25 protein-coding genes and 1 pseudogene are annotated in these 23,248 nt (G+C 59.4%); 17 read left to right on the forward strand and 9 right to left on the reverse strand.

The features are described from left to right. Nucleotides 1-133: 133 nt before the first annotated feature. The 3 genes from ACST81_RS05180 (at nucleotide 134) to ACST81_RS05190 (ending at nucleotide 1,950) form a co-directional block, all read left to right on the forward strand. Complete coding sequence (locus ACST81_RS05180) at nucleotides 134-916, forward strand: tellurite resistance TerB family protein (protein ID WP_438751784.1); 783 nt, start codon at nucleotides 134-136, stop codon at nucleotides 914-916. 129 nt (nucleotides 917-1,045) lie between these two features. Then, nucleotides 1,046-1,723 carry a GNAT family N-acetyltransferase gene (locus ACST81_RS05185; RefSeq protein ID WP_438751785.1) on the forward strand — a complete coding sequence of 226 codons (678 nt, stop codon included), beginning with the start codon at nucleotides 1,046-1,048 and terminating at the stop codon, nucleotides 1,721-1,723. Nucleotides 1,724-1,734: 11 nt separating this feature from the next. Beyond that, on the forward strand, nucleotides 1,735-1,950 hold the full coding sequence (locus ACST81_RS05190; protein WP_438751786.1) for a hypothetical protein: 216 nt from the start codon (nucleotides 1,735-1,737) through the stop codon (nucleotides 1,948-1,950). A 366-nt stretch (nucleotides 1,951-2,316) separates the two neighbouring features. On the opposite strand, the gene ACST81_RS05195 is transcribed toward ACST81_RS05190, so the two are convergent. The 3 genes from ACST81_RS05195 to ACST81_RS05205 all read right to left on the reverse strand — a co-directional run bounded on the left by ACST81_RS05195 (nucleotide 2,317) and on the right by ACST81_RS05205 (nucleotide 4,993). Beyond that, nucleotides 2,317-3,360: a nickel/cobalt transporter gene (locus tag ACST81_RS05195; RefSeq protein ID WP_438751787.1), complete on the reverse strand. Its 1,044-nt coding sequence runs from the start codon at nucleotides 3,358-3,360 to the stop codon at nucleotides 2,317-2,319. Then, complete coding sequence (locus ACST81_RS05200; RefSeq protein WP_438751788.1) at nucleotides 3,354-3,995, reverse strand: DUF1007 family protein; 642 nt, start codon at nucleotides 3,993-3,995, stop codon at nucleotides 3,354-3,356. Before ACST81_RS05200 ends, ACST81_RS05195 begins: the two co-directional genes overlap by 7 nt. Nucleotides 3,996-4,093: 98 nt before the next feature. After that, nucleotides 4,094-4,993 (reverse strand): LysR family transcriptional regulator, encoded by a 900-nt coding sequence (locus tag ACST81_RS05205; RefSeq protein ID WP_438751789.1) that lies wholly within the window; start codon nucleotides 4,991-4,993, stop codon nucleotides 4,094-4,096. Nucleotides 4,994-5,704: 711 nt separating this feature from the next. Between ACST81_RS05205 and odc2 the strand changes: the two genes are divergently transcribed. From odc2 to ACST81_RS05245, 8 genes and pseudogenes are all read left to right on the forward strand, one after another. Beyond that, complete coding sequence (gene odc2 / locus ACST81_RS05210) at nucleotides 5,705-6,838, forward strand: ornithine/lysine decarboxylase (protein ID WP_438751790.1); 1,134 nt, start codon at nucleotides 5,705-5,707, stop codon at nucleotides 6,836-6,838. A gap of 102 nt (nucleotides 6,839-6,940) precedes the next feature. Continuing rightward, on the forward strand, nucleotides 6,941-7,531 hold the full coding sequence (locus ACST81_RS05215) for a GNAT family N-acetyltransferase (protein WP_438751791.1): 591 nt from the start codon (nucleotides 6,941-6,943) through the stop codon (nucleotides 7,529-7,531). A gap of 45 nt (nucleotides 7,532-7,576) precedes the next feature. Continuing rightward, nucleotides 7,577-7,723: a BrnT family toxin gene (locus ACST81_RS05220; RefSeq protein WP_438751793.1), complete on the forward strand. Its 147-nt coding sequence runs from the start codon at nucleotides 7,577-7,579 to the stop codon at nucleotides 7,721-7,723. Nucleotides 7,724-7,746: 23 nt separating this feature from the next. Beyond that, on the forward strand, nucleotides 7,747-7,848 hold the full coding sequence (locus tag ACST81_RS05225) for a hypothetical protein (RefSeq protein WP_438753389.1): 102 nt from the start codon (nucleotides 7,747-7,749) through the stop codon (nucleotides 7,846-7,848). Then, nucleotides 7,832-8,080 carry a BrnA antitoxin family protein gene (locus ACST81_RS05230; RefSeq protein ID WP_438751794.1) on the forward strand — a complete coding sequence of 83 codons (249 nt, stop codon included), beginning with the start codon at nucleotides 7,832-7,834 and terminating at the stop codon, nucleotides 8,078-8,080. Before ACST81_RS05225 ends, ACST81_RS05230 begins: the two co-directional genes overlap by 17 nt. Nucleotides 8,081-8,537: 457 nt before the next feature. Then, nucleotides 8,538-8,981: a glyoxalase superfamily protein gene (locus tag ACST81_RS05235; RefSeq protein WP_438751796.1), complete on the forward strand. Its 444-nt coding sequence runs from the start codon at nucleotides 8,538-8,540 to the stop codon at nucleotides 8,979-8,981. Nucleotides 8,982-9,249: 268 nt separating this feature from the next. After that, nucleotides 9,250-10,001 (forward strand): annotated as a pseudogene (locus tag ACST81_RS05240) (IS5 family transposase). Between the two features lie 140 nt (nucleotides 10,002-10,141). Then, complete coding sequence (locus tag ACST81_RS05245) at nucleotides 10,142-10,732, forward strand: hypothetical protein (protein ID WP_438751797.1); 591 nt, start codon at nucleotides 10,142-10,144, stop codon at nucleotides 10,730-10,732. Between the two features lie 104 nt (nucleotides 10,733-10,836). Here ACST81_RS05245 and ACST81_RS05250 read toward each other — a convergent pair whose 3' ends face one another. From ACST81_RS05250 to ACST81_RS05260, 3 genes are all read right to left on the reverse strand, one after another. Next, on the reverse strand, nucleotides 10,837-11,826 hold the full coding sequence (locus ACST81_RS05250) for a WD40 repeat domain-containing protein (protein WP_438751798.1): 990 nt from the start codon (nucleotides 11,824-11,826) through the stop codon (nucleotides 10,837-10,839). After that, nucleotides 11,826-12,965, reverse strand: a complete 1,140-nt coding sequence (locus ACST81_RS05255) for a CobW family GTP-binding protein (RefSeq protein WP_438751799.1) — start codon at nucleotides 12,963-12,965, stop codon at nucleotides 11,826-11,828. The genes ACST81_RS05250 and ACST81_RS05255 overlap by 1 nt, the downstream gene beginning before the upstream one ends. Nucleotides 12,966-13,085: 120 nt before the next feature. Then, nucleotides 13,086-13,877 carry a creatininase family protein gene (locus tag ACST81_RS05260; RefSeq protein WP_438751800.1) on the reverse strand — a complete coding sequence of 264 codons (792 nt, stop codon included), beginning with the start codon at nucleotides 13,875-13,877 and terminating at the stop codon, nucleotides 13,086-13,088. 93 nt (nucleotides 13,878-13,970) lie between these two features. Here ACST81_RS05260 and ACST81_RS05265 point away from each other — a divergent pair, with 93 nt between their 5' ends. From ACST81_RS05265 to ACST81_RS05275, 3 genes are all read left to right on the forward strand, one after another. Next, entirely contained in the window at nucleotides 13,971-14,465 is a 495-nt protein-coding gene (locus ACST81_RS05265; RefSeq protein ID WP_438751801.1) for a MarR family winged helix-turn-helix transcriptional regulator, read from the forward strand. 104 nt (nucleotides 14,466-14,569) lie between these two features. Beyond that, nucleotides 14,570-15,598, forward strand: a complete 1,029-nt coding sequence (locus tag ACST81_RS05270) for a LacI family DNA-binding transcriptional regulator (protein ID WP_325462409.1) — start codon at nucleotides 14,570-14,572, stop codon at nucleotides 15,596-15,598. 29 nt (nucleotides 15,599-15,627) lie between these two features. Continuing rightward, nucleotides 15,628-16,599: a 2-hydroxyacid dehydrogenase gene (locus ACST81_RS05275; protein ID WP_438751803.1), complete on the forward strand. Its 972-nt coding sequence runs from the start codon at nucleotides 15,628-15,630 to the stop codon at nucleotides 16,597-16,599. A gap of 25 nt (nucleotides 16,600-16,624) precedes the next feature. On the opposite strand, the gene ACST81_RS05280 is transcribed toward ACST81_RS05275, so the two are convergent. Beyond that, nucleotides 16,625-17,383: a gamma-glutamyl-gamma-aminobutyrate hydrolase family protein gene (locus tag ACST81_RS05280; protein WP_438751804.1), complete on the reverse strand. Its 759-nt coding sequence runs from the start codon at nucleotides 17,381-17,383 to the stop codon at nucleotides 16,625-16,627. A 442-nt stretch (nucleotides 17,384-17,825) separates the two neighbouring features. Here ACST81_RS05280 and ACST81_RS05285 point away from each other — a divergent pair, with 442 nt between their 5' ends. The 3 genes from ACST81_RS05285 (at nucleotide 17,826) to ACST81_RS05295 (ending at nucleotide 21,494) form a co-directional block, all read left to right on the forward strand. Continuing rightward, nucleotides 17,826-20,135, forward strand: a complete 2,310-nt coding sequence (locus ACST81_RS05285; RefSeq protein ID WP_438751805.1) for a putative bifunctional diguanylate cyclase/phosphodiesterase — start codon at nucleotides 17,826-17,828, stop codon at nucleotides 20,133-20,135. Nucleotides 20,136-20,294: 159 nt separating this feature from the next. After that, entirely contained in the window at nucleotides 20,295-21,050 is a 756-nt protein-coding gene (locus ACST81_RS05290; protein WP_438751806.1) for an N-acyl amino acid synthase FeeM domain-containing protein, read from the forward strand. A 219-nt stretch (nucleotides 21,051-21,269) separates the two neighbouring features. Further along, nucleotides 21,270-21,494 carry an aa3-type cytochrome c oxidase subunit IV gene (locus tag ACST81_RS05295; protein WP_438751807.1) on the forward strand — a complete coding sequence of 75 codons (225 nt, stop codon included), beginning with the start codon at nucleotides 21,270-21,272 and terminating at the stop codon, nucleotides 21,492-21,494. Between the two features lie 206 nt (nucleotides 21,495-21,700). On the opposite strand, the gene ACST81_RS05300 is transcribed toward ACST81_RS05295, so the two are convergent. Both ACST81_RS05300 and rpsU read right to left on the reverse strand, forming a co-directional pair. Continuing rightward, nucleotides 21,701-22,591, reverse strand: coding sequence for a tetratricopeptide repeat protein (locus ACST81_RS05300; protein WP_438751808.1), 891 nt, complete (start codon nucleotides 22,589-22,591; stop codon nucleotides 21,701-21,703). A 296-nt stretch (nucleotides 22,592-22,887) separates the two neighbouring features. Then, nucleotides 22,888-23,160 (reverse strand): 30S ribosomal protein S21, encoded by a 273-nt coding sequence (gene rpsU, locus ACST81_RS05305; protein ID WP_438753390.1) that lies wholly within the window; start codon nucleotides 23,158-23,160, stop codon nucleotides 22,888-22,890. Nucleotides 23,161-23,248: the final 88 nt, after the last annotated feature.

The following is a 23,248-nucleotide window of genomic DNA, read 5'->3' on the forward strand; positions in this document are numbered from 1 at the left end:
CAGCCTATTCTTTTCGAAGGCCGGAGCAATCGCTTCGGCCTTTTTCGCGTCCGGCTTCTTTTATTTGTATTCTTTTCGTCGCATTCCTATGTCTCAGTTCGACCAGTTCAACCGGCCAAGGGAGTGTGACCGAATGTTTGACGCGAAGAAATTGCTGGACCAGTTCCTGGGCTCGCAGATCCCGGGTGCCGGTGGCACCGTCCGTGACCGTGCCGGACAGGCGACGCAAATGGCTAAGGATAATCCGCTGGCTGCCGGCGCGCTTGCCGCCGTTCTTCTCGGCACCGGTACGGGTCGTGCCGTGACGGGCTCGGCCCTCAAGCTTGGTGGTCTCGCCGCCATCGCCGGCCTGGGTTATCAGGCCTACAAGAATTACCAGGCGGGAAAGGAACCGGCCGCAGTGCAACCGGATGTCCAGGCCCAGCCGGAGCTCCTGCCACCGCCAGCCGATTCCGGCTTCAGCACTGAGCCTTCCGCCGTCCGCAATGATTTTGTCCTCGTCCTGATCCGCGCGATGATCGCCGCCGCTCGCGCCGATGGTCATATCGACGATGCCGAGCGGTCCCGTATCATGGATAAGGTCAAAATCTCGGGACTCGATTCGGAGGCCGAAAGTTTCCTGAACGACGAGTTGAACAATCCCGTCGATCTCGACAGCATCGTCTCGGCTGCACGGACCGAGGAAGAGCGCGTCGAACTCTATACGGCGTCACGGCTGGCGATCGATGCCGACACCCGCGCCGAACGCGGTTATCTCGATCTTCTGGCTGGGCGCCTCGGTCTCGCCGATGCGCTGATTGATCATATCGAGGCGACAGTCTCGGCGGCGAAAGGGCCGGTTGTCGAGGTCCAAGCCAATGCGCCGCAGACATCGGTTCCGCAGGTCGGCGAACCGCCGATCAAGTCGCCTTGGTGATCGATCCATCACGACTTTGCATTTGTGCGGTATTCGGGCCTGTCCTATGCCTGAGGTGAAATGAGAAGCCGGTTCGACGTTCGCTCGGACCGGCTGTCTCTTCAGCCATAGGGAATTCAGGAGCAAACGATGTCCGATCTCGCGAATTGGAAAGCCCGCCCAGCGCCCCAGCCGGTGACGCTTGAAGGCAGATACGTATCGATCCGGCCCTATGATCGCGAGGCACATCTGGCGGCTCTCTGGAATGCCTTTGGCGGGCTGGATATCAATGCCCGGCTGCAATATTTCGCGCAGGATGATTTTGGCGGCATCGAGGATTTCGATACCTGGCTGACCGCCGTGCAGAAGTCCGGCTGGGTCAGCGAGGTCTTCATCGACAAGGCCAGCGGCGATGTCGTCGGCATCGCCAATTACATGCGCCCCGATCCGGCCAATGGCGTGGTTGAAGTGGGCGGTGTTGCCCATTCCTTCGCCATGGCGCGCTCGCCGCTCTCGACCGAGGTGCATTACCTGATGGCCAGGCATGCCTTCGAGGATCTGGGCTATCGGCGTTACGAATGGAAATGCGACAATCGCAACGAGGCGAGCAAGAAGACGGCCGTCCGGCTCGGCTTCACGTTCGAAGGCGTTTTCCGTCAACACATGCTGTCGAAGCGCGAGAACCGTGATACTGCCTGGTTCTCGATGATCGACAAGGAATGGCCGCTGTTGAACGCGGCCTTCGAAGCCTGGTTGTCGCCGGACAATTTCACCGCCGATGGCACGCAGAAGCGCAAGCTTGAAGATATCCGCGCGGAACTTGCATGAAAGGAAACGACATGACCGAACCGCAGAAAAAGGAACGCTCGCCGGCAATCGCCGCCGCGATCATCCTCCTCGTGGTCGGGCTGGGTTTCTTCGTCCTGCCGAGGATCATGCTCTGGCTGGGCGATTTTTCGCCCTGGCTGGCTGGCGCGTTCGGCACGCTGTTCGTGCTCGCTTTCTTCCTGCTCTTCTGGCTGCGCGCCCGCTACCAGCGACGGCGCGGGCTTTAATTTCGAAAATAATCTTGGCCGATTGCCCCTCACCCTAGCCCTCCCCGCAAGCGGCAGGGCTATCGCATATGGGAAAGTCCCCTCCCCAACCCCTCCCCACAAGGGGGAGGGACTTAACCCGCCGCCTCGTCCGAGGCTGAAAACAGGGCGTTCGGTCGGGTCTCTCCCCCCTTGTGGGGGAGATGGCCGACAGGCCAGAGGGGGTCTTTACTCCATATGCGATAGCCCTGCCGCAAGCGGGGAGAGGGAACGATGGAGGTTGCCGCTTGCCTCCTTCTCCCCATCACAATGGGGAGAAGGTGCCCGACAGGGCGGATGAGGGGCGGTGTTCCTGATATGGTGGATTGAAATTGGACGTCGTAAGCTTCAGCCCTGCAGTGAGGCGCCGAGCAGCACGAAACCCAGCACCAGAACCAGCAGGGCGCCGGAAATCTCGATGCCATTGCTGATGCGCATGGCCGCTGTCCCGCTCGAGGCGTAGCGCACGGCCAGATCCTTGGCGGTGACGGCAAGAGTTGCCAAGATCGATACGGTGATGGCGGTCCCGATCGACATGGCGAACACCGAAAGCACGCCACCGAGATAAAGTCCGTTCAACAGCGCGAAGCTGAGCACGATGAGCGCGCCGGAGCAGGGGCGCAGGCCCACCGCGATGATCGCCGACCAAGCTTCCCGGAGCGCGAACCGGTCACCCTTCAGCATGGAGGGATCCGGAGCATGCGCATGGCCGCATGTATCGCAGACCTCGCCCGGACCATGGCTGTGGGCATGCGAATGGCCGTAATCATGGTCGTGAGATGCGTGATGGTGATGACCGTGGTCATGATGGCCATGATCGTGGGCCGATGCAGTGGCGAGACGGCGTTCGCGCATGCCCTTCAGCTTGCGAAACAATAGCCAGCCGCCGAAGACCGCGATCAGGGCATAACTGACGATTTCGAGGAAATGCGTCGCCTCAGTCATCGAGATCGATGAGCCGCGCAAGACGAGATAGGCGGCGCCGACCAGCAGGATGGCGACGCCGCCCTGCATCATCGAGGACAGGAAGGACAGAAGCACGCCGCGCTTGAGTTCGGTTTCGTTGGCGATCATGTAGGACGAGATGACCGCCTTGCCGTGGCCGGGGCCGGCGGCGTGGAAGACGCCATAGGCAAAGGACAGGCCGATCAGCGACCAGAGCTGCCACGGGTTTTCCCGCATGCCTTTGATGGTGTCGGTCAATGTATGGTAGAAGCGCTGCTGCTCCATGTTCACGAAGGCGAAAAAGCCACCGAACAGGCCATTGGTCTGGAAGGCCGGCTCCGCGGTGCCGATGCCCAGCGGCGACTGCGCATGGGCAACGGTGGTGCAGATGGCAAGCGCCATGGCGGTCATGCCGAGAAGGTGCATCGTGCGGCGCTGCATCAGCATGAGAATTCGATCCGGGTTGCAAACATCTTCGACATGTCGGTTCCCGTCGGGTCGTTGAAGAAGGCGTCGGTCAGGCTGGCCTGGTTCTGCGCGAGCACCTCGTCCGGATCCGGACGCACCACCTTATGCTGGCAGGCGTTCAACTGGTCACCGATCGGCGCCAGATCATCATCGGTCGGAAAATCCATCGCCGTGTACATGGTCGGATCATAGACCCCGAATGTCATCTTGCCCTTCAGCGGGATGGGCTCGGCCGGCTTGACGGCGAACATCAGCAGAAGCTGGCCGTCCTTGTAGTCGGCGGTGATCGCGTCCGGCTTGGAAACCTTCACGCTTTTGCCGTTGTCGGTGATGGTCGTGTAGTAATTGTATTCCGCCAGCGAATCCAGAACGGTCTGGCCAACCTCCTGCAGTTCGTCGGGATCGAGCTGCGCATTCGAATTCTTGTCGAAATCCATCACGACGCTGGCGGAAAACAGCTCGTCGAAGCGCCAGACATTGCGCAGCTCGGTGATCTGGTTGCTGGCGTCGGCAACGATCTCGAGGCGTGCCTCGGCGTAAATATGCGGATGGGCGAGGACAGCGGAAGGCGCAAGCACTGTCGCTGCCGCCAGGATCAGGGACGATGGTTTCATGCAGTCGTGATTCCCGTGAATGTTGCGGCGCAAACCGGCTATCATGCAATGAATGGCAAATGGGACGGAATTGGGACTTTCAACCCGAGGCGATGACGTCAATTTCCCGTGTTCTTGCGAAACCATGTATGCAGGAAATCGACAAGGGTTCTAACCTTGGTCGGCAGATATCGCCGGTGCGGATAGATCGCATAGATGCCGCGATCCTTGGGCAGGAAATCTTCCAGGATGGAAACGAGCGCGCCGGAAGCTATCTTGGGCCGGGCAATGAACTCCGGCACGCCGGAAATGCCGATGCCGGATTCCGCCGCGCGGATGGCCGCCAAGGGACTGTTGACCTCCATCGGCCCGCCGACGGGAACGCTGAAGCCGGTGCCGTCGGCCTCGACGAAACGCCAGTTGCTGTAGGATCGCCCGTTGGTGTCGATGATGCAGGCGTGTCGCGACAGTTCGGAGGGATGGCTTATCGGCCCGTTCTTTTCAAGGAATTCCGGCGAGGCGCAGATCTTGATCTGGAAATCGTCGAGCTTGCGGGCGATCAGCGTCGAATCCTCCAGCTTGGTGATGCGGATCGCGACGTCAAATCCTTCCTCGACCAGATCGACAAAGCGGTCGTCGGAAACGATTTCCAGCGACAGTTCCGGATGAGCCTTGCCGAAATCGATCAGCGATTGCCCGATCTCGGCATCGACGAAGGTGCGCGGCGCGGAAATGCGCAGGCGGCCCTTGAGGTCGGAATTGCTGGCCCGCACGAGATCGGCGAGGTTGTCGATCTCCTTGAGGATTTCGGAGGCGGTCCGGTAATAGGTATGCCCGGCCTCGGTCAGCGAAAACTGTCGCGTGGTCCGGTTGAGGAGAAGGGCACCGAGTTCGTCCTCCAGTTCGCGTACGTATTTCGACAGAAGCGCCTTGGACCGGCCGACGCGGCGGGCGGCAGCGGAAAACCCCTCGGCATCGACGACGTCGATAAAGGCGCGGATGCGGGTCAAGGTATCCAAGTCGTCCCTCGCTTCTCGGGCTGCTGCCCATATTCTGATTCGTCGCTGTAGCCCTGAAACGTCCATGTGCAGGCTGTGGATGCGGAATGGTCGTTGTGCAGCGTTAACGTTTGGCCTGCGGACGGATATCGCTGACCGCCGCCAAAAACGACCTTAAAACAAGATGTTGCTTTCCGCGACAGCTCAAGTCGAATTGTTCGAGAAATGTGACATCTTAATTGGGTCGTCGATATGGAAAAATTCATCGGTCAATTTGAAAAAAGTCTTGATTACGACAATGTTTTTTCTTATCTCCCCTTCAGCCCAAAGTCGCACGTGCCCATGGGTGTCCGCCGACCCTCGAACTGGGAGAAATCCCTAAGGTGAGGTCATCGGTAAGGTACCTGGAACTAACCCCTCCAGTCGCTATCCCGGCCAACCGGAAATGCGAGGACATCTGAAGCAACGACGGTGCGGGCCTTTTTGTTCTCTTCCGGCTTTCCATCAGCCGGGATTACTAAGAGGCACACCTTCATTGCCCGAAGTGCGGTAGGGTTCTCCCACCAATCAAAGGCAGACAAAGCCGAACAAAGCTCTTGGCGGAGCATTGTTCAACCAACCGCGCACTATGCGCATGTCTGGATCCGGGGTCTCCACCGGCTGGTTCCAGAACATGATCGCGTATGCCCTTTGTCCTCCGGTTTTCCGGAGCCTAACAGATTGGGGAATACCATGACGACTGCACGCATCATCGACTTCCTGAACACCCGACGTCCCGAAGGTCCCTGCCTCGTGGTTGACCTCGATGTCGTGCGTGACAATTTCAAGGCTTTCCGTCATGCCCTACCGGATAGCTCGATCTATTATGCCGTCAAGGCAAACCCGTCGCCGGAAATCCTGCACCTGCTCGCCTCCATGGGCTCCAACTTCGATTGCGCCGGTGTCGCTGAAATCGAAATGGCGCTCGATGCCGGCGCGACCGCTTCGCGCATCTCCTTCGGCAACACGATCAAGAAGGAACGCGATATCGCCAAGGCGCATGCGCTCGGCGTTTCGCTCTTTGCCGTCGACAGCCATGAGGAAGTCGAGAAGATTTCCCGTGCTGCCCCCGGTGCCCGCGTGTTTTGCCGTGTCCTGACGGATGGCGAAGGTGCTGAATGGCCGCTGTCGCGCAAGTTCGGTTGCGTTCCGCAGATGGCCGTCGACGTGCTCGTCTACGCCCATCAGCTCGGCCTCGTGTCGCACGGCGTCTCGTTCCATGTCGGCTCGCAGATGACCAAGGTCGATGCCTGGGATTCGGCCCTTGCCGATGCCAAGCGCGTCTTCGTGCAGCTGGCCAAGCAGGGTATCGAACTGAAGATGGTCAATATGGGCGGTGGTTTCCCGACCAAATACCTGCGCGACGTGCCGTCGGCCGAAGCTTACGGCAAGGCGATCTTCGGTTCGCTGCGCAAGCACTTCGGCAACAACTTGCCCGAAACGATCATTGAGCCGGGCCGTGGCATGGTTGGCAATGCTGGCGTGATCAAGGCGGAAGTCGTCCTGATCTCGAAGAAGTCGGACAATGACAACCACCGCTGGGTGTTCCTCGACATCGGCAAGTTCGGCGGTCTCGCCGAAACCATGGACGAAGCGATCCGTTACCCGATCCGCACCGCGCATGACGCCGACGAAATGGAGCCTTGCGTGCTGGCCGGCCCGACCTGCGATTCGGCCGACGTGCTGTATGAGAAGAACATGTATCCGCTGCCCGTCTCCCTGACGATCGGCGACGAGGTTCTGATCGAAGGCACCGGCGCCTATACGACGACCTATTCGGCTGTCGCCTTCAATGGCTTCGATCCGCTGAAGGCCTACGTCATCTGATTGGCGTCATCTGATCAGTCTGCTCCGGTTAAACGCCGGAGCAGCAAACTCACAATTTGTCATAACCGCCGCTTATCACGGTATTGGGTACGGGAGGCCAAGATGGCCGCTGTTCTTGATTCTGTCCGCGCTTTCTTTGCGCAGAATGCCTTTACCATCGACATGGAAAATGCCGGCGACGTCGTCGCGCGCGAAAACCTTCTTGATCGCGCCATGGGTCCAAACCGTCGCCGCAAGTCGTCGGAAGCCCTGCGCCGTGGCCGCGTGCCGGCCGAAGGCCTGGCGCTGGTCGCCCGTGATCCGGATGGCCATGTCATCGGTACCGTGCGCCTGTGGAATGTCGAAGCCGGCGTGACCCGCGATGGTGCGGCTGTCGATGCCCTGCTGCTCGGCCCGCTTGCGGTCGATAGCGCCCATGAAGGCAAAGGCATTGGCGCGGCGTTGATGCGCGCCGCCATCGGCGAAGCCAAGACCCGTGGCCATGGCGCCATCCTGCTGGTGGGCGATGCGCCCTATTACGAGCGTTTCGGCTTCTTTGCCGAAAAGGCCCGTCATCTGGTCATGCCCGGTCCGTTCGAGCGCAGCCGCTTTCTGGCGCTGGAGCTGAAGGAAGGCTGGCTGGACGGCGCTGCCGGCATGCTGGTCGCCAACGGCCGCAAGCTCGCCATGCCGAAACTGCGCCGCGCCGCGTGAATGCTGCGATTGCTGTGTGGTTACATTTGTAGTATCATTTGATGAATGTTTGAGTGGGATGACGATAAGAACGCTGCCAATCTGCTCAAGCATGGCTTGAGCTTCGATGAAGCGCGGCTGATTTTCGATGGACCTGTTCTTTCGAAAATTGATGCCCGCTTGAATATGGTGAGATTCGGATCGTTAGCATAGGGTTGATTCAGTACGTCTTGGCCGTGGCTGTCGTGCATACGGATCGAGACGGCAAGAAAAGAATTATATCTGCCCGGTTGGCCAATCAGAAAGAAAGGAGGCTTTATAATGAGTATTTCGGATAAACGCCTCAACGGTCTCGCCGCACATGGGGACACGCAAATCGACTATAGCGATATTCCCGAACTCGGTGATGATTTCTGGAAAAATGCGGTTCTGGTTGAACCGGAGGGTACGCAACAGGTAACGTTGCGCGTGAAGAAATCGGTCCTTGAAGCGTACAAGGCGACCGGAAAAGTCTATCAGACCCGAATGAATGCAGTTCTGGAATCATTCGCTCGCACCCTTGCAAAATAATATCATCCCCGTTGATCCCCGCCCCCCGAAAGCCATGTCATTCTGTGATGGTCTTCAGGGCGGGAAACCGGGTTCGCGAACCGGCCTCGTCACTGGCGCGGTCCGGGCCTGAAGACGGCATTGGTCAAGGGGGCAAAACGCCCGCGAATTCCAGTGCCGGCAGGCAGCAAAGCCTGAAATATTTACCAAGCCGATACCGCTGCCTGCCATTTCCTGAAGCAGCACCGCTCCGGAGTCCCGACTGTCTCCGGAGCGGGGTTTGTCGTTGCGCGAAATTGACAGTGCGATGAAGATGAACTACACGCCAGGGCCACGGGTGAGAGCCCCCGCCGTCCGCAAGCGTATGCTTTGGGTGAAGTCTCTCGTTTCTCTTCGGTCGTCCCTGATTGTGGCGTGCGAATGGTGGCAAGGCGGGCTCCCTCCGATAGACTGCACGCTCCATGTTGGAGACTTGAAGATGCGTGGATCCGTCCCGCTTCCCTCGCTTGATGCCCTGAAGGACCAGGCAAAACGGCTGCGCGCCGGCCTGGCTGCCGATGGGCAGGACATTACCCACTCGAAATCGCTGGAGTTTCTGGCCGCGCAATACGGTTTTCGCGACTGGAATACTCTGCATGCCATGGTCGGAAACCGGCCGCCGCTCAATCCCTGGATGCTCGGATCACGGGTGAAAGGCCATTACCTTGGCCAGCCGTTCGAGGCCAAGATCCTCGGCGTACAGGCGCTCACCACCCAGCCTGGTCGCTATCGGCTGGTACTGGATTTCGACGAGCCGGTCGATGTCGTCACCTTCGAAAGCTTCTCGGCCTTCCGAAAGCGCGTTCATTGCACGATCGATGAGACAGGTCGCACGGTCGAGAAGACATCGAACGGCCGGCCGCAGGTAGAGTTGATGTGGTGAGAACCGGCGCGGGCTCCTTGAAAGGTCCGCGCTGTATACACGGGTTAATATCAAGAATGTATGTTCAGTTCCTTCAATCTTTTCAGGGCAAGGCGAAGATTCAACCTGCGAAGTGACGCTGATAGCATGGCGACGAAGATTGTTCAGGAATGATGTATATTTGTTGTATTTCCTCTAGGGCGTGTCGTCAGTTGAGTTGTTTCGGGCTTGAGATTCCCAAATCAACTTTGATGTGATTCATAGCAGACCGGCTATTGGAGGGCTGGTTATGGCACGTCGTTATGGATTGCGGGACGATCAGTGGGATCGGATCAAGGACCTTCTGCCTGGGCGTGAAGGTCATGTTGGGGGTACGGCGGCGGATAATCGCCTGTTCGTGGAAGCGGTGCTTTATCGATACCGCGCCGGGATACCTTGGCGCGATCTTCCCGAGCGGTTCGGAGACTGGAAGAATGTCCACAGGCGGCTTCGGCGATGGTGCGAAAGCGGCGTCTTCGAGCGTATTTTCAAACACTTGGCTGCCGACCACGACAACGAGTACATGATGCTGGATTCTACCATCGTGCGCGCCCACCAGCATAGTGCCGGCGCGCAAAAAGGGGGTGCCAGGCGATCGGTCGATCCCGAGGCGGATTGACGACAAAGATTCATGTGATCGTCGATGCGCTCGGCAATCCGGTGGCGATATCCCTAACTCCGGGCCAAGCATCAGACCTTGCGCAGGCCGAGCCTCTTCTGGAAGCGGTTGATCCCCAAGCCTTCCTTGCGGACAAAGCCTATGACGCCGACGCGCTTATCGACCATCTCAAAGAACGACATATCAACCCGGTGATTCCACCAAAAGCCAATCGCATCAAGCCGAGGTCAACAGACTTCGCGCTTTATTGCGAGCGCAATCTCATTGAGCGTTTCTTCAATAATCTCAAGCAGTTCAGAGCCATTGCAACGCGATACGACAAGCTTGCCAACACTTTTCTCGGAGCCGTTCAGTTCATCGCTGCCTTCATTTCACTCAACTGACGACACGCCCTAGTGGTTGGTTAGATTCCCGTTGATTTAACCGACTTTGGGATATCCGATTGTGGATTGGGTGCTTGTCTTATTTGGCGTCGATGCGACAACGGGAAATTTACCTGAAAAAACTTTAGCGAGCGCTGATTTTGGCTGCTTTCTCGGCCCTTGTGGCTGCGGTATCATGGGGAGCGAAGCTCATTGCAGCCGGGATTTCTGCCTGGTGGCTCCAACGATCGGCAATCATACGCTTTTATAATGACGTTGAAATCTGGATACAGGATGTCAGGCCGTTATTAACTGCTGGCGAATTCAACCGGTTGGCTGATGCCATCCTCCAGGCCCCTCGTGATTTCCGGTTCCAGATTCCGATTTCAGGTGAAGCGGATACCAAAGAGATTATGAAATATATTCATTGGCTTCGGCCGCCGGAAATCAAAGCGATACGCAGCTATATGATGCTTGACGACCTCTATGAGAGCATTTCCTTCACACTCGGTAGCGAAGCTTTTGCCAAGTTTAGTCGCAAGCGGAAGATTTCCGCGGTCGCCGAACGGTTCAATATCGGATTGGATACCTTCGCCGCTGCGAAACTGTCCACTGGCTTATTGTCATCCCGCTTCACATATCTGCAAACTGATCAAGCTGAGACAAAAGCAAGGCTTGAGGATCATGCGAATGACGAAGTAGCAAAGGCTGCCCTCAAAAATGCCATCAGAGAGCGACTGAACACAGTTTAACGAATCTACTCGTCAAGCAGGGGAGGTTGAGGTTTAGACATGATGCGGTTCTCCAACTTCAATAAATATAAGTTTTCCTGTCGTGAGATGCAAGTTTTCCGCCATCATCCGGCAATATCGATGACACCGCAATCACCCGCTTCGGAGCCGAAGGCGAGTTGGCGGCCGTTCCGGTTCCAGGCCATGGCCGTGATGGCGCCCTTGCCGGGACGGCGCAGCAGGACTTCCTTGCTGTCGGCGAAGCGCACGACCATGATCATGCCATCGGCATAGCCGATGGCGACGATCTCCTCGACCGGATGGCAGCAGACCTGCGTCACCATGATGTTGGCGCGGGTGCCGAGTTCGAGCGGCGCCTTGCCCATCGGGCCGTCCTTGGCCTGGAACGGCCAGACGATGGCGGCCGGTGCGCCGGAGGAGGCGAGCCACTTGCCCTTGGCCGACCAGGAGACCGACTTGATCTTGGCCGGATATCCGGTCATCCGCATATGGCGCGTCTCGGTGCCGGGCTTGCTGTCAAGCTTCCAGCCATGCAGCGCATTTTCCTGCATCGAGGTGACGACGAAGCGGCCGTCGGGCGAGAAGGTGACGCCGGTATGGGCGCCCTTCCATTCGAGATCGACGGGTTGGCCCGCCATCGCCACCCAATGCAGCGAGACGCCATTGTAGCGCGCGAGGGCGATCCGCAAGCCCTTCGGCGCAAAGGCGATGCCTTCGACCGTCCGCTCCTCGGTGAAATCCTTGACGGTGCCGTCTGCCAGCCGCACATGCGCCGTCTTGCCATAGGCATAGGCGACCGCGCCCTGCGGGCCGGCTGCGACTTGAGAAATCCATTTGCGCGGAACGCTTGCGATCTCGTTTACCGTGCCGTCGGCCTGGATGCGCAGAACCTTGCCGTCCTCGCCGCCGGTCAGAAGCGTATCGGTCGCCTCGTCGCGAATGGAGGACAAAAGCCCTTCATGGGCTTCGATCGTCTTCTGGCCATGGTCGAGGCGGTGAATCAGGCCGGAGGATTCGGCAAAGAACGGCACGTCGCCGAGAAAGGCCACGCCGGCGACGTGACCTTCGAGATCAAGGGGGGCAACTGTGGGCATCAGTGAGCTGTGGCCTCAACGGGGGCGGCCGCGCAGGCGTTGAACGTCCGTTCCAGCTTCTCGCGGTCCAGTTCGCGGCCGATGAAGACGAGGCGGCTTTCGCGCTTTTCGCCGTCTTTCCAGGCGCGCTGGTGATCGCCTTCGATGATCATGTGCACGCCCTGGACGACATAGCGTTCCGCGTCACCCTTGAAGGCGATGATGCCCTTGAGGCGCAGGATGTTCGGACCTTCCGTCTGGGTGATCTTCTGGATCCACGGGAAGAAGCGGTCCGGGTTCATCTCGCCGCCGCGCAGCGAGACGGACTGGACCGTGACGTCATGGATCGGCGACGGAGCATGATCGTGATGCTGGTGATCATGTCCGTGGTGATCATGCCCGTGATGATCGTGGTCATGGTGGTGATGGTCATGATCATGGTGATGATGATCGTGGGTGCAGTCCGGACCGCAGGCATGATCGTGGTCGTGATGATCGTCATGGTCGAGGAAATGCGGATCGTTTTCCAGCGCGCGCTCGAGGTTGAAGGCACCCTGGTCGAGAACCTTGGTCAGGTCGATCTCCGAGCGCTGTGTGCGATGGATGCGGGCCGACGGGTTGATGGCGCGCACGGTCGCTTCGATCTTCGCGAGTTCTTCCGGCGTCACCAGGTCGGTCTTGTTGAGCAGGACGACGTCGGCAAAGGCGATCTGGTCTTCGGCTTCGCGCGAATCCTTCAGGCGCAGCGGCAGGTGCTTGGCATCAACCAGCGCGACAACCGCGTCGAGTTCGGTCTTGGCGCGCACGTCGTCGTCCATGAAGAAAGTCTGGGCGACCGGCACGGGATCGGCAAGGCCGGTGGTTTCGACGATGATCGCGTCAAAGCGACCGGGGCGGCGCATCAGGCCTTCGACGACGCGGATCAGGTCGCCGCGCACGGTGCAGCAGACGCAGCCATTGTTCATCTCATAAATTTCCTCGTCGGATTCGACGATGAGATCGTTGTCGATGCCGATTTCGCCGAACTCGTTGACGATGACGGCGTATTTCTTGCCATGCGCTTCCGTCAGGATACGGTTGAGCAGCGTCGTCTTGCCGGCGCCGAGATAGCCGGTGAGCACGGTAACGGGAATAGGCTTGATGGCGGATGCTTCGGTCATGGGAACCTCGGAGATTTGGGCGCCTTCCGGCATGGATGATGCTGATATAGGAGATGCAACGCGCCAGCGCAAATCCTGGCCACGGCCCTGGCGAATAAAATCACCCCGTTTGCTTTTTCCCTAGCGAAGGACGGAAACGTCGAAGGCGGCGACGTCCTCGAACAGTTCGATAATTCCTGTCACGGCATGGGCGATCAGGATTTCGCCCCGCTCGGCCGTTGCCGCGGACGCATCCCCAGCAACACCTTCGCTGTTCAGGTCGCTCATCTTCCAGCCGAAGGCGTGCGGGCCGTAGGCGCGCAGATGCTTGTAGCTCTTGGCAAAATCGGCCTGCTTCGATCCGAAGCGTGCCGCCTTCGCCATGTCGACCTTCGTCGGATCAAGCGCCAGCATCACGGATGTCTCGATATCGCCGCCGTGGATATCGATCGCCTTATCTGCCTGGCTGATCCAACCTTCCGGCTGCCCGAAGCGCGTCCAGCTCGTCGCGACCGCCAGCATGTTGAACCGCACGCGTGCCTCGGTGGCGACGATTGTCAGGAGCGGTGAGTTGCCGCCATGCGCGTTCAGCATGACGAGTTTGCGGATGCCTTTGCTGTTCAAATTCTCGGCGATATCAAGCCAGCGGCTGATGGCTTCGTCGAAGCCTAATGAGCGGGTGCCGGTGACATCCATATGTTCGATCGAGTAACCGATAGGCTCCGTCGGCAGAAACGTGACGGGCAGGGTGGAAGGCAGGCAGGCGATCAGCCGGGTCACCAGACCGTCGGCGATCAGCGTGTCTGTATCGAAGGGCAGGTGCGGTCCGTGCTGTTCGTGCGCCCCGAGTGGAAGCACGGCGATCCAACCTTCCCGCGCTGAAGCGGGAAGATCGGAATCATTGTCTTTCCAACGGGCTGCGGGGAATGTCATGCTCTTGTAAGCCTTCGGTTGTACTTGCGGTCGAGCTGTCATTCGAGTCATACAGGGGACGCAGGGCCGCGCAAGAACTTTGGGGGAGGACCGATGGGAAAGAAGAGCAAGGCCGAAAAGAAAGCCAAGGGAAAGAAGAAGCATGACATCGACGTGCACGCACAGGACCTCGCTTCGGTTCTGGTTCAGGCGGCGCGTTCGATGCGCACCGTGCTGTCGCGCAATCTTCTCGAAAGTGGCCTCTATGCCGGCCAGGACGGCGTGATGCTGGCGCTTGCCGAAACCGATGGGCTCACCGCTGGCGTGCTGGCGATGAAGCTTGGCGTCAAGGCGCCGACCATGACCCGCACCATCGGCCGCATGGAAGCGCAGGGGTTCCTTGAGCGCCGCGCCGACGAGGAAGACGCGCGCCTGACCAAGGTCTATCTGACCGATGTCGGCCGCAACCGGCTGCAGATCATCGCCGATGCCGGCAAGACTTCGGAGGAAATGGCGACCAAGGGACTGACGGAAAAGCAGATCAAGACCCTGATGAAACTGCTGCGCGCCGTCGACGGAAATCTGCAAGGCACTGCCGTCGCCGAGTGACGTTGTAAAGCCGGCTTATGATTTTGTTGATTGCAGCCACAATTTAAAGAGTTTAAAGAGGTTTTAAAAATGGCGGCGCGCAGCCGATAATTGCAGGGGGAAACGTGGCGCAGAAGATCAAGCTCTCCACCATTGCGGAAACGCTTGGTGTGTCCACGGCAACCGTATCCCTGGCATTGCGTGACAGTCCCCTCGTTGCCGCTATGACGCGCGACAAGATCAAGGACCAAGCTCGCGCTCTCGGCTACATCTATAACCGGCGTGCCGCCAGCCTGCGCACCTCAAGGTCCGGCATTATCGGTGTCGTCGTGCATGACATCATGAACCCTTTCTACGGTGAAATCCTTAAGGCGATCGAGGCGGAACTCGACCGCGATCGGCAGACCTTCATCCTGTCCAACCACTACGATTCCGTCGAAAAACAGCGCGCCTTCATCGAAACCCTGCTGCAACTGGGCGGCGACGGCGTCATCATGTCGCCGGCGATCGGAACGCCGCCGGAAGATATCCAACTGGCGGAAGACAATGGCATGCCGGCCATCCTGATCGCCCGTTCGATCGAAGGCCTCGACGTGCCGATCTTCCGGGGCGATGACGCCTATGGCATTTCGCTCGCCACCAATCACCTGATCAGCCTCGGCCACCGCGTCATCGCCATGGTTGGCGGCACGGACCAGACATCCACCGGCCGTGATCGTTACCAGGGCTATGTCACCGCCCTGCGCAAGGCGAATATCGAGGTTGATCCGGATCTGCGCATTCCCGGTCCGCGCTCCATGCAGGGCGGGTTCGAGGCGGCGGTGCATCTCCTGTCTCTGCCGCAGAAGCCGACTGCGGTCGTCTGCTGGAACGATCTTGTCGCCATCGGCATGATGAACGGCATCGCCCGCGCCGGCCTCGTGCCCGGCCGCGATGTGTCGGTGACCGGTTATGACGATCTCGAGGAAGCGTCGATCGCGACGCCGGCGCTCACCACCGTCTGGAACGGCCAGTCGGATGTCGGCCGCAGCGCTGCCCGCGCTTTGCTCGACAAGCTCAACGGCAGCCATGAGCCGGATGGCATCCATCTCATCAAACCCGAAATGCGGATTCGTCAGTCGACCGGCCCGCTTCGGTCCCATACATCCGAATAGCCGGGTCCTATCCCGGAAAGGAGCGAACCATGTCGCACGGCCGCCCCCGTATTCTCGTGCCCGGAAAGATGAGCAAGCGTGTGCTTGACCGTTTGCCCGAAACGTTCGACCTGATTTTCGTCGAGGCCGCCGATCCCTCGCTGGTGACGGCTGAGATGTCGTCGAACGTTCAGGGCATCGCCGTGTCGGGCAAGCTTCCGTCCGCCTTCGCCGATCTCTTCCCCAATCTCGAAATCATCGCCAATTTCGGCGTCGGTTATGACGGGATCGATGTGGGACATGCGGCCAAGCGCGGCGTCGTCGTCACCAATACGCCGGATGTGCTGACGGAAGAAGTGGCGGATACCGCCATCGGGTTGCTGCTCAACACCGTGCGCCAGTTGCCGGCTGCCGAACAATGGCTGCGTCAGGGGCGGTGGGCCAAGGACGGCGCCTTTGCCCTCTCGCCGCTGACCCTGCGCGGACGCACCGTCGGTCTCTACGGCCTCGGCCGCATCGGTCTTGCCATCGCCCGGCGCCTCGAAGCCTTCGATGTGTCGATCGCCTATCATACCCGCACGGCGCGCGAGGGCCTTGCCTATACCCATTACCCGACCCTGAAGGGCATGGCCGAGGCCGTCGATACGATCATCGTCATCGTGCCCGGCACGGAGGCAACCCGACGGACGATCAATGCCGACGTGCTGCAGGCGCTGGGGCCGCAGGGCGTACTGATCAATGTCGGGCGCGGCACGACTGTCGATGAGGCGGCTCTCGCGGACGCGCTGGCGCGCGGCGTGATCGCCGCTGCAGGTCTCGATGTCTTCGAAAACGAGCCCTATGTGCCCGACGCGTTGCTGACGCTGCCGAATGTCTCGCTGTTGCCACATGTCGGCTCGGCGTCGCAGGCGACGCGCAATGCCATGGCCGATCTCGTCGTCGATAATCTCGTCGCCTGGTTCAGCACCGGCGAGGCGCTGACGCCGGTGGAAGAGACGCCCTTCAAGCGGAAGAGCACCTGATAATTTCGGCTGGCAGGTCAGCGGATCAGGCTTTTGCCTTCGCGGCGGCATAGGCGCGCACGGCCTCGCCGAAGGCCTGAAACAGGTTCGATGACGGACCGTCCTTGCCGACCCAGTATTCCGGGTGCCACTGCACGCCGACGGCAAAAGCCTTCGCGTCGATGACCGATACCGCCTCGATCGTGCCGTCCTCGGCCACGGCCTCGACGGCGAGACGTGGTGCGGCTTTTGAGATCGCCTGCCGGTGCAGCGAGTTCACCTGGATCTCGCCGGTGCCGAGCACCGAGGCGAGACAGGTGCCTTCCTTGATCTTCACGCTCTGGCGAATGCCATAGGCGATGTCGAGTTCGTGCACGTCCGGTTTGCGATGGTCCCACATGCCGGGCAGATCCTGGATTTCATTGGCGAGCGTGCCGCCGAGTGCGACGTTGAGTTCCTGGATGCCGCGGCAGATGGCGAGCAGCGGAATGCCGCGCTCCAGTGCCCGGCGGATCAATGGCAGGCTCGTGGCATCGCGGCCCGGATCGAAGGGACCTTCGGCCTCCGTCGCCTCTTTCCCGTAAAGCGACGGGTGGACATTGGTGCGCGATCCGCTGACGAGAACGCCATCGACCCGGTCGAGGATCTCATCGGTGTCATTGCCGGTTTCAAGGGCGGGGACGAGAAATGTCATCATCCCGGAGCCTTCCACGGCGGCGCGCACATATTGATGCGGGGTTGCGTGCCAGACATTGCCGTCGAAGGCTCGGAAATCGGCCGGTATCGCTACCACGGGTTTGGGCATTGCTGGTCTCCATCGGCGGCGCCGCCGCCATCTGCTGCACGAGTCGTCGCTTCACGGGCTTAAGCCATTGCCGCCAGCTGCATCGTAAAGTCAACCGGGGTGGAAATGAAACAGCTTTCGATCCGGTTTTCGAGGGCGTGGCGAAATCTGGCCTGTGGACCTTAGAGTTGCAGTAACCATCCGCAAAGATTACGCTGCCCGCGTGTCCTTGAAGGATGCCGCAACCCGAATGGAACCAAAAATCAGTCTGCGGTTGAATCTAGGCAGGGTTGCATAATGCAGATATTCTTGCGCTCGCACTGCAATATTGGGTTGAAATCTTTCAGCAACGCGGAATTTTGGTCGCTTGGCTCAATATATGAAGAGTTTTTTGCGCTCACAGCGCGAAATCTTTCGTTAAACCCTGCGGAATAACACTTCGCCAAACCGGAGCAGGGGGTTCATGAAATCAGGTGAACAGAGCGCTCTTCCGACCGATGTCTACCTTTCGTTCGTAAGCTCTCTCTACGATTATCGCCAGACGCTTTTGATCGGCATGCTGTCGCATGCCGTCACGTTTCTGCTCGTCCTGGCGAAGACCGGTGATTTTTTCTATCTTGGCTGCACCGTCGCGATCGCGCTGATCTGGTTCGTGCGCCTGATCGGCATGCGCCGGTTCGATCGTGTCGATCTTGCCGCATTGGACGTCGAGGGCATCCGTCGCTGGGAGAATCGCTATAATTTTGGCGGGGTCTGCGCAACGATCACGCTTGGTACGGCCTGCGGATACTCCATTCTCGTCAGCCGCGATCCGTTTGCCGAGTTCGCCTGCATCTCCGTCACTCTCGCGACCATGGTATCGCTTGTCGGCCGCAATTATGGTTCGGCGCGTGCTGTTGTCGTCATGTCGCTGTCCGCCTGCGGCCCGATCATCCTTGGCCTGCTGGGGCTGAAGGATGGTTTCATGGCTATCCTGGCGCTGCTGATGGTGCCGTTCATCCTGACCACCTGGTCGATGGCAAAGGGTGTGCGGGAGACACTGCACAAGAATGTGCTCGCCGCGCGCGAAATTTCGACGATTGCAGGACGCTTCGATCTGGCGCTCAACAACATGCCGCATGGCTTGTTCATGCTGAATGCCGACAACCGTATTCTCGTTGCCAACCGGCGCGCCTGCGAGCTTCTCAATCTCGGCGACCAGGCCCGGCTCAAGGATTGTCATCTCGATGCCGTGCTGCGCTATGGTGTCCGTCACACATTTCTGGAGCAGGATCAGGCCAAGCAGGTGCTGAGACAGCTCGACCGTTTGATGAGGGGTATCGAGTCGCAAGCCCTCATTCCGTTTTCCGACGACCTGTTCCTGGAATTCACGGCCAGTCGGCGCGCCAGTGGCGGCATCGTTCTGATTTTCGAGGATGTCACCGCACGCGTGCGGGCAGAAAAGAAGATTCTCCAGATGGTGCGGTTCGATACGCTGACCGGCCTTCCCAACCGCGATTATTTTGCCGAACTCGTCGGCAATGCGCTCGCCGAGCGCAAGCCGAACGCCGAGGTCGGCTTCATGGTTCTCGATGTCGCCGAGTTCAAGCATGTCAACGATACAAGAGGCCATGTGATCGGTGACAAGCTGCTCTGCTCCATTGCCGAACGCCTGAAAAAGGTTGCCGGCGACCGAGCGATCGCCGCGCGCCTGATGGGCGATGAATTCGTCCTGCTTTTTGTCGATGAAACCAACAGGCGGGAGCTGGAAGAGCGCATCCGCTCGCTGCACGCTCAGATGCGCGGCACTTATCAAGCCAGCGGCTTTACTTTCAACATTGCCATGAGCGCCGGTTACGTCATTGCCGGCATCTCGGATTTCCGGCTGGAGGACATGCAGATCAAGGCGGATCTGGCATTGTTCGAGAGCAAGAACCGCGACAAGGGAAGCTGCACCGCCTTCGAGGCGGAAATGGATGCGAATTATCTCGACCGGCAGCAGTTGAAAGCCGATTTACGCGAGGCGGTGGAAAACGACGGCCTGTCCGTCGCCTACCAGCCGATGTTCGTGGCAGACGGGTCACGCATCGAATGCTGCGAGGCGTTGGCTCGCTGGACGCATCCTGAGCGTGGCCCGGTATCGCCAGTGGTCTTCATCCAACTGGCGGAAGAGATCGGCGTCGTCACGGACATCACCAGATTCATGCTGCGTCAGGCCTGTGTCGATTGCCTGACCTGGCCGCAGCATATCGCCGTCTCCGTCAACCTCTCTGTGCTCGACCTGCGCAACAGCGAAATCGTCGCCGTCGTCATGGATACGCTGACGGAGACCGGGCTCGATCCGGCCCGCCTGCATCTGGAAGTGACGGAAAGCTGTCTGATGGAGGAGGCCGCCAAGGTACAGACGATCCTGCAGGAACTGCGTGCCCGCGGCATCACCATCGCCATCGACGATTTCGGTACCGGCTATTCCAGCCTGAGCTATCTCGACGCGCTGCCGCTGGACATCATCAAGATCGACCGCTCCTTCGTCCGCAACATTCGCGAAGACGCCCGGCGCTTCAAGCTTTTGCGCGGCACGGTCAACCTTTCGCGTGAGCTTGGCTTGAAGATCGTCATCGAGGGCGTCGAGACCGAAGACCAGCTTGCCCTGATCAACGAGTACAAATGCGCCGATCTGGTACAAGGTTATGTCTTCGCGGCCCCTATGCCGTCACTGGCCGTCGACAGCTTGTCGGATACGCTCTCCAAGAAGATCTCCGCGCCCAAGCGGCGCGGCCGCCGCATCGCCTGATCTTTTTGCTCCGCCATATGCCAAACGGCAAATGCTTGTTTATTTTAGCATTAACGATTTGTTAAGGTTAACAAATCGTTTTTGGTTAAGTTTCCGTTAAGATGTTGTGAGGGTCCTCCCTTTCCTAGATGAATACTCCGTTCACAGGGGTAGTCGTTCATGGATGCGCGTACGGCGCCGCAGATCAAGTTTGCGGACAGATTGCTGGAGCTTTTGGATCACGTCGAATATCGGCGGGTGGAAACGGGCGAGGACATGGAGGATGTCGCGCGCGTCCGCTTCAAGGCCTACAAGATGGCCGATATTCTGCCTTTGTCCGGCAACATGCTGATCGATGACATCGATTTCGACAGCCACGCCTATGTGTTCGGAATCTACTTCGAGGAGCGACTGATCAGCACGGTACGGGTGCATCACGTCACGCCGGATCATCGCGTCAGTTCCTCGGGCTCGGTTTTCGGGGCCGAGATCGGAAGTCTTCTCGATTCCGGCATGTCGCTGATCGATCCCGTCCGGCTGGCCGCTGATCCGGAGATCCTCAAGGAAATGCCGGCCATTCCCTACCTTACCCTGCGCGTCGCGACGATGGCCTCGGAGCATTTCGATGTCGACCGCTGCCTGTCCCTGGTGAAGCCTCAGCATGCGGCCTTCTACAAGCGTGTCTTCGATGCGGAAACCATCGTTACTCCGCAGAAAAATTGCGGCAGCTACAAGATCGACCTGACCTTGCTCGCCGCCCGTGTCCGCGAAATCCGCCCCTGGCTCTATACGCGTTTTCCCTTCTTCGATTCGGAAGCGTTCGAACGGCGGATGATGTTCGGTGGGGCAGGGCCGGCCTACCACTCGCCGCTGACGGTTCTGCCGACGGCTAGGTTGGCGCTGACGACGCAGAGCCGGTCGAGGGGACAGCCCTGAAGTGGGCGTCCACCTGGTAAAAGGATGCCGACAACCCTTATGCCGCGGGTCTTCACTTCGGGTTTTCGTTGCGCTTGACCGCCGCTTTGTGTAAGGGCACTTATGCGTGATCGCGGCCGTCCGGCAGGCGAATCCGCTAAGGATGGATTTGAGACGAGATGCGGTGCTCGCCGCGCAGTTGGTTGAGCGCAGTGCCGCGGCATTTTGGGAGACATGACGATGGCTGAACATCACTCCGGACCGGCCGAACTTGGCGCGCCGATGGACTACGCCGAGCACGAAAAGACCTATTCCTTCTTCCTCAGTGCAGCGAAATACGGCACGCTCTTCTGCGTCGCCCTCCTGATTGCAATGGCTGCCGGTTTCTTCACCAGCGCCGGCTTCTTCACTGCGCTCGTTCTGTTCATCCTTCTGAACGTTGCCGGCTTCGTGCTTCTGCGCTGATCGGCTCCTTGCCCCTGTGACAATCGACCCGCTAACGATACCGGGTTATAGTCCACGCGTGGCGCAATGATCAAATCAAAATGCCCGCCGGCAAGGCGGGCATTTTTTTGTCTGGATGTTCGCCGCACCGCCAAATTCACGGCAACAAAAAACCCGCTGCGGCTGGCAGCGGGTTCGGTTTCTCTCAAGTACAGGTGGCCTGTTTTTCAAGCGCCGCCGGCTTTGACGCGGGCCAGACCGGCGCGGGCAGGCTCATACTTCGTGTCCAGCGACAGGGCGTGCGAATAGGATTTCGCGGCTTTCGCCTTCTCGCCCTTGCGCTCGTAAACCAGAGCCTGGTTGGCCCAGGATTCGGCGATCTTGCCGTTCAGCGTGATGGCTGTATTGAAATCCGAAAACGCGTTGTCGTCGTCGTTGAGTGCGACATAGGAAATACCGCGGCCGTTGTACGGTTCCGGCGAGCTCGGCGACAGCGAAATGGCGGTCGAGAAGTCCTCGATCGCCTGCGCGTGCTGTTTGCGGGCCTGATAGATCAGGCCGCGATTGTGATAGGCGCGCGGGTCGGTGGTGTCGAGTTCGATCGCCTTGTTGAAATCGGCGAATGCCTGATCCAACTGGCCGGCCTGGCGATAGAGATTGCCGCGACCGATGAAGGCGACGTCATAGCGCGGGTTGATCTGGAGCGCCATGTTGTAATCGCCCTGCGCGGCGGCCTGGTCACCCATGTTGCGCTCGACCAGCGCCCGGTTGGCATAGGCCTGGTAGAAACGCGGGTTGAGCTCGATCGCCTTGTTGAAGTCGGCAAGCGCCCGGCGGAATTCACCGGCGCGGCCATAGGCGGAACCGCGAACATTGTAGCCTTCAGGATCGCTCGGATTGGCCGCGATCACGCCGGACAGCGAGGCGATGTTTTCTTCCGAACCCTGTGCCCGCTCGACGCGCAGCGTGTCGGTCGAAGTGTCGCCCGTCGTGCAACTCGAAAGCGTCAAGGCGGCAACCGCCAGCAGGGAGGCAAGGGCGAAGCCGCGTCGATTGGAACGCTCGGCGCTGGTGCCGGTATGGTCGGAAAAATCCGCAGTCCTGGCAGTCGATGTCAAGATTGATCCCTCAATTAAGCGAAGCTTCGCGGCATGCCTCGTGCCTAAGAACGGCGGATTGGGCCAGCATGCACAGTTTCAAAGTCGAGGAGCATATCAGGTGCACCATCCGGGGTGCCGGCTCCATGTCTTAAAGACAGTGTAGCACGCATCGCGTGCTTCTCGCATGCATCCGGCATCATCTCCGGCCGCATCAAGCTTGAATCGGATGACCGTCATCCTCCTCAAACAGAAAGAGCGGCGGCGACCATGTCGCCCCCGCCCGAATTACGCGTCTAATGCGCTGAAGGCGCGGATCAGCGTGCTGCAGCCGCGGCGGGGCGACCGCCGGTGACAACGCCACTCTCGCGCTGTGCGCGCTTGCGGGCCAGCTTGCGAATGCGGCGAACGCCTTCGGCCTTTTCGCGGGCGCGCTTCTGGGACGGCTTTTCGTAGGCTTCGCGCATCTTCATTTCGCGGAAAATGCCTTCGCGCTGCATCTTCTTCTTGAGTGCGCGAAGCGCCTGATCGACATTGTTGTCGCGGACTAGTACCTGCACGTTAATCCCGTTCCTTTGGTTTCGAGTTATGCCTCACAAGTCATGCGACGAGGCAAAAAAATAATGTTCGCGGAGCCCGAGAGCTTTACGATTGGCAGAGCGGATAGCAGATCGATCG

This window comes from Pararhizobium sp. O133, assembly GCF_051669845.1.
Taxonomy (GTDB): domain Bacteria; phylum Pseudomonadota; class Alphaproteobacteria; order Rhizobiales; family Rhizobiaceae; genus Pararhizobium.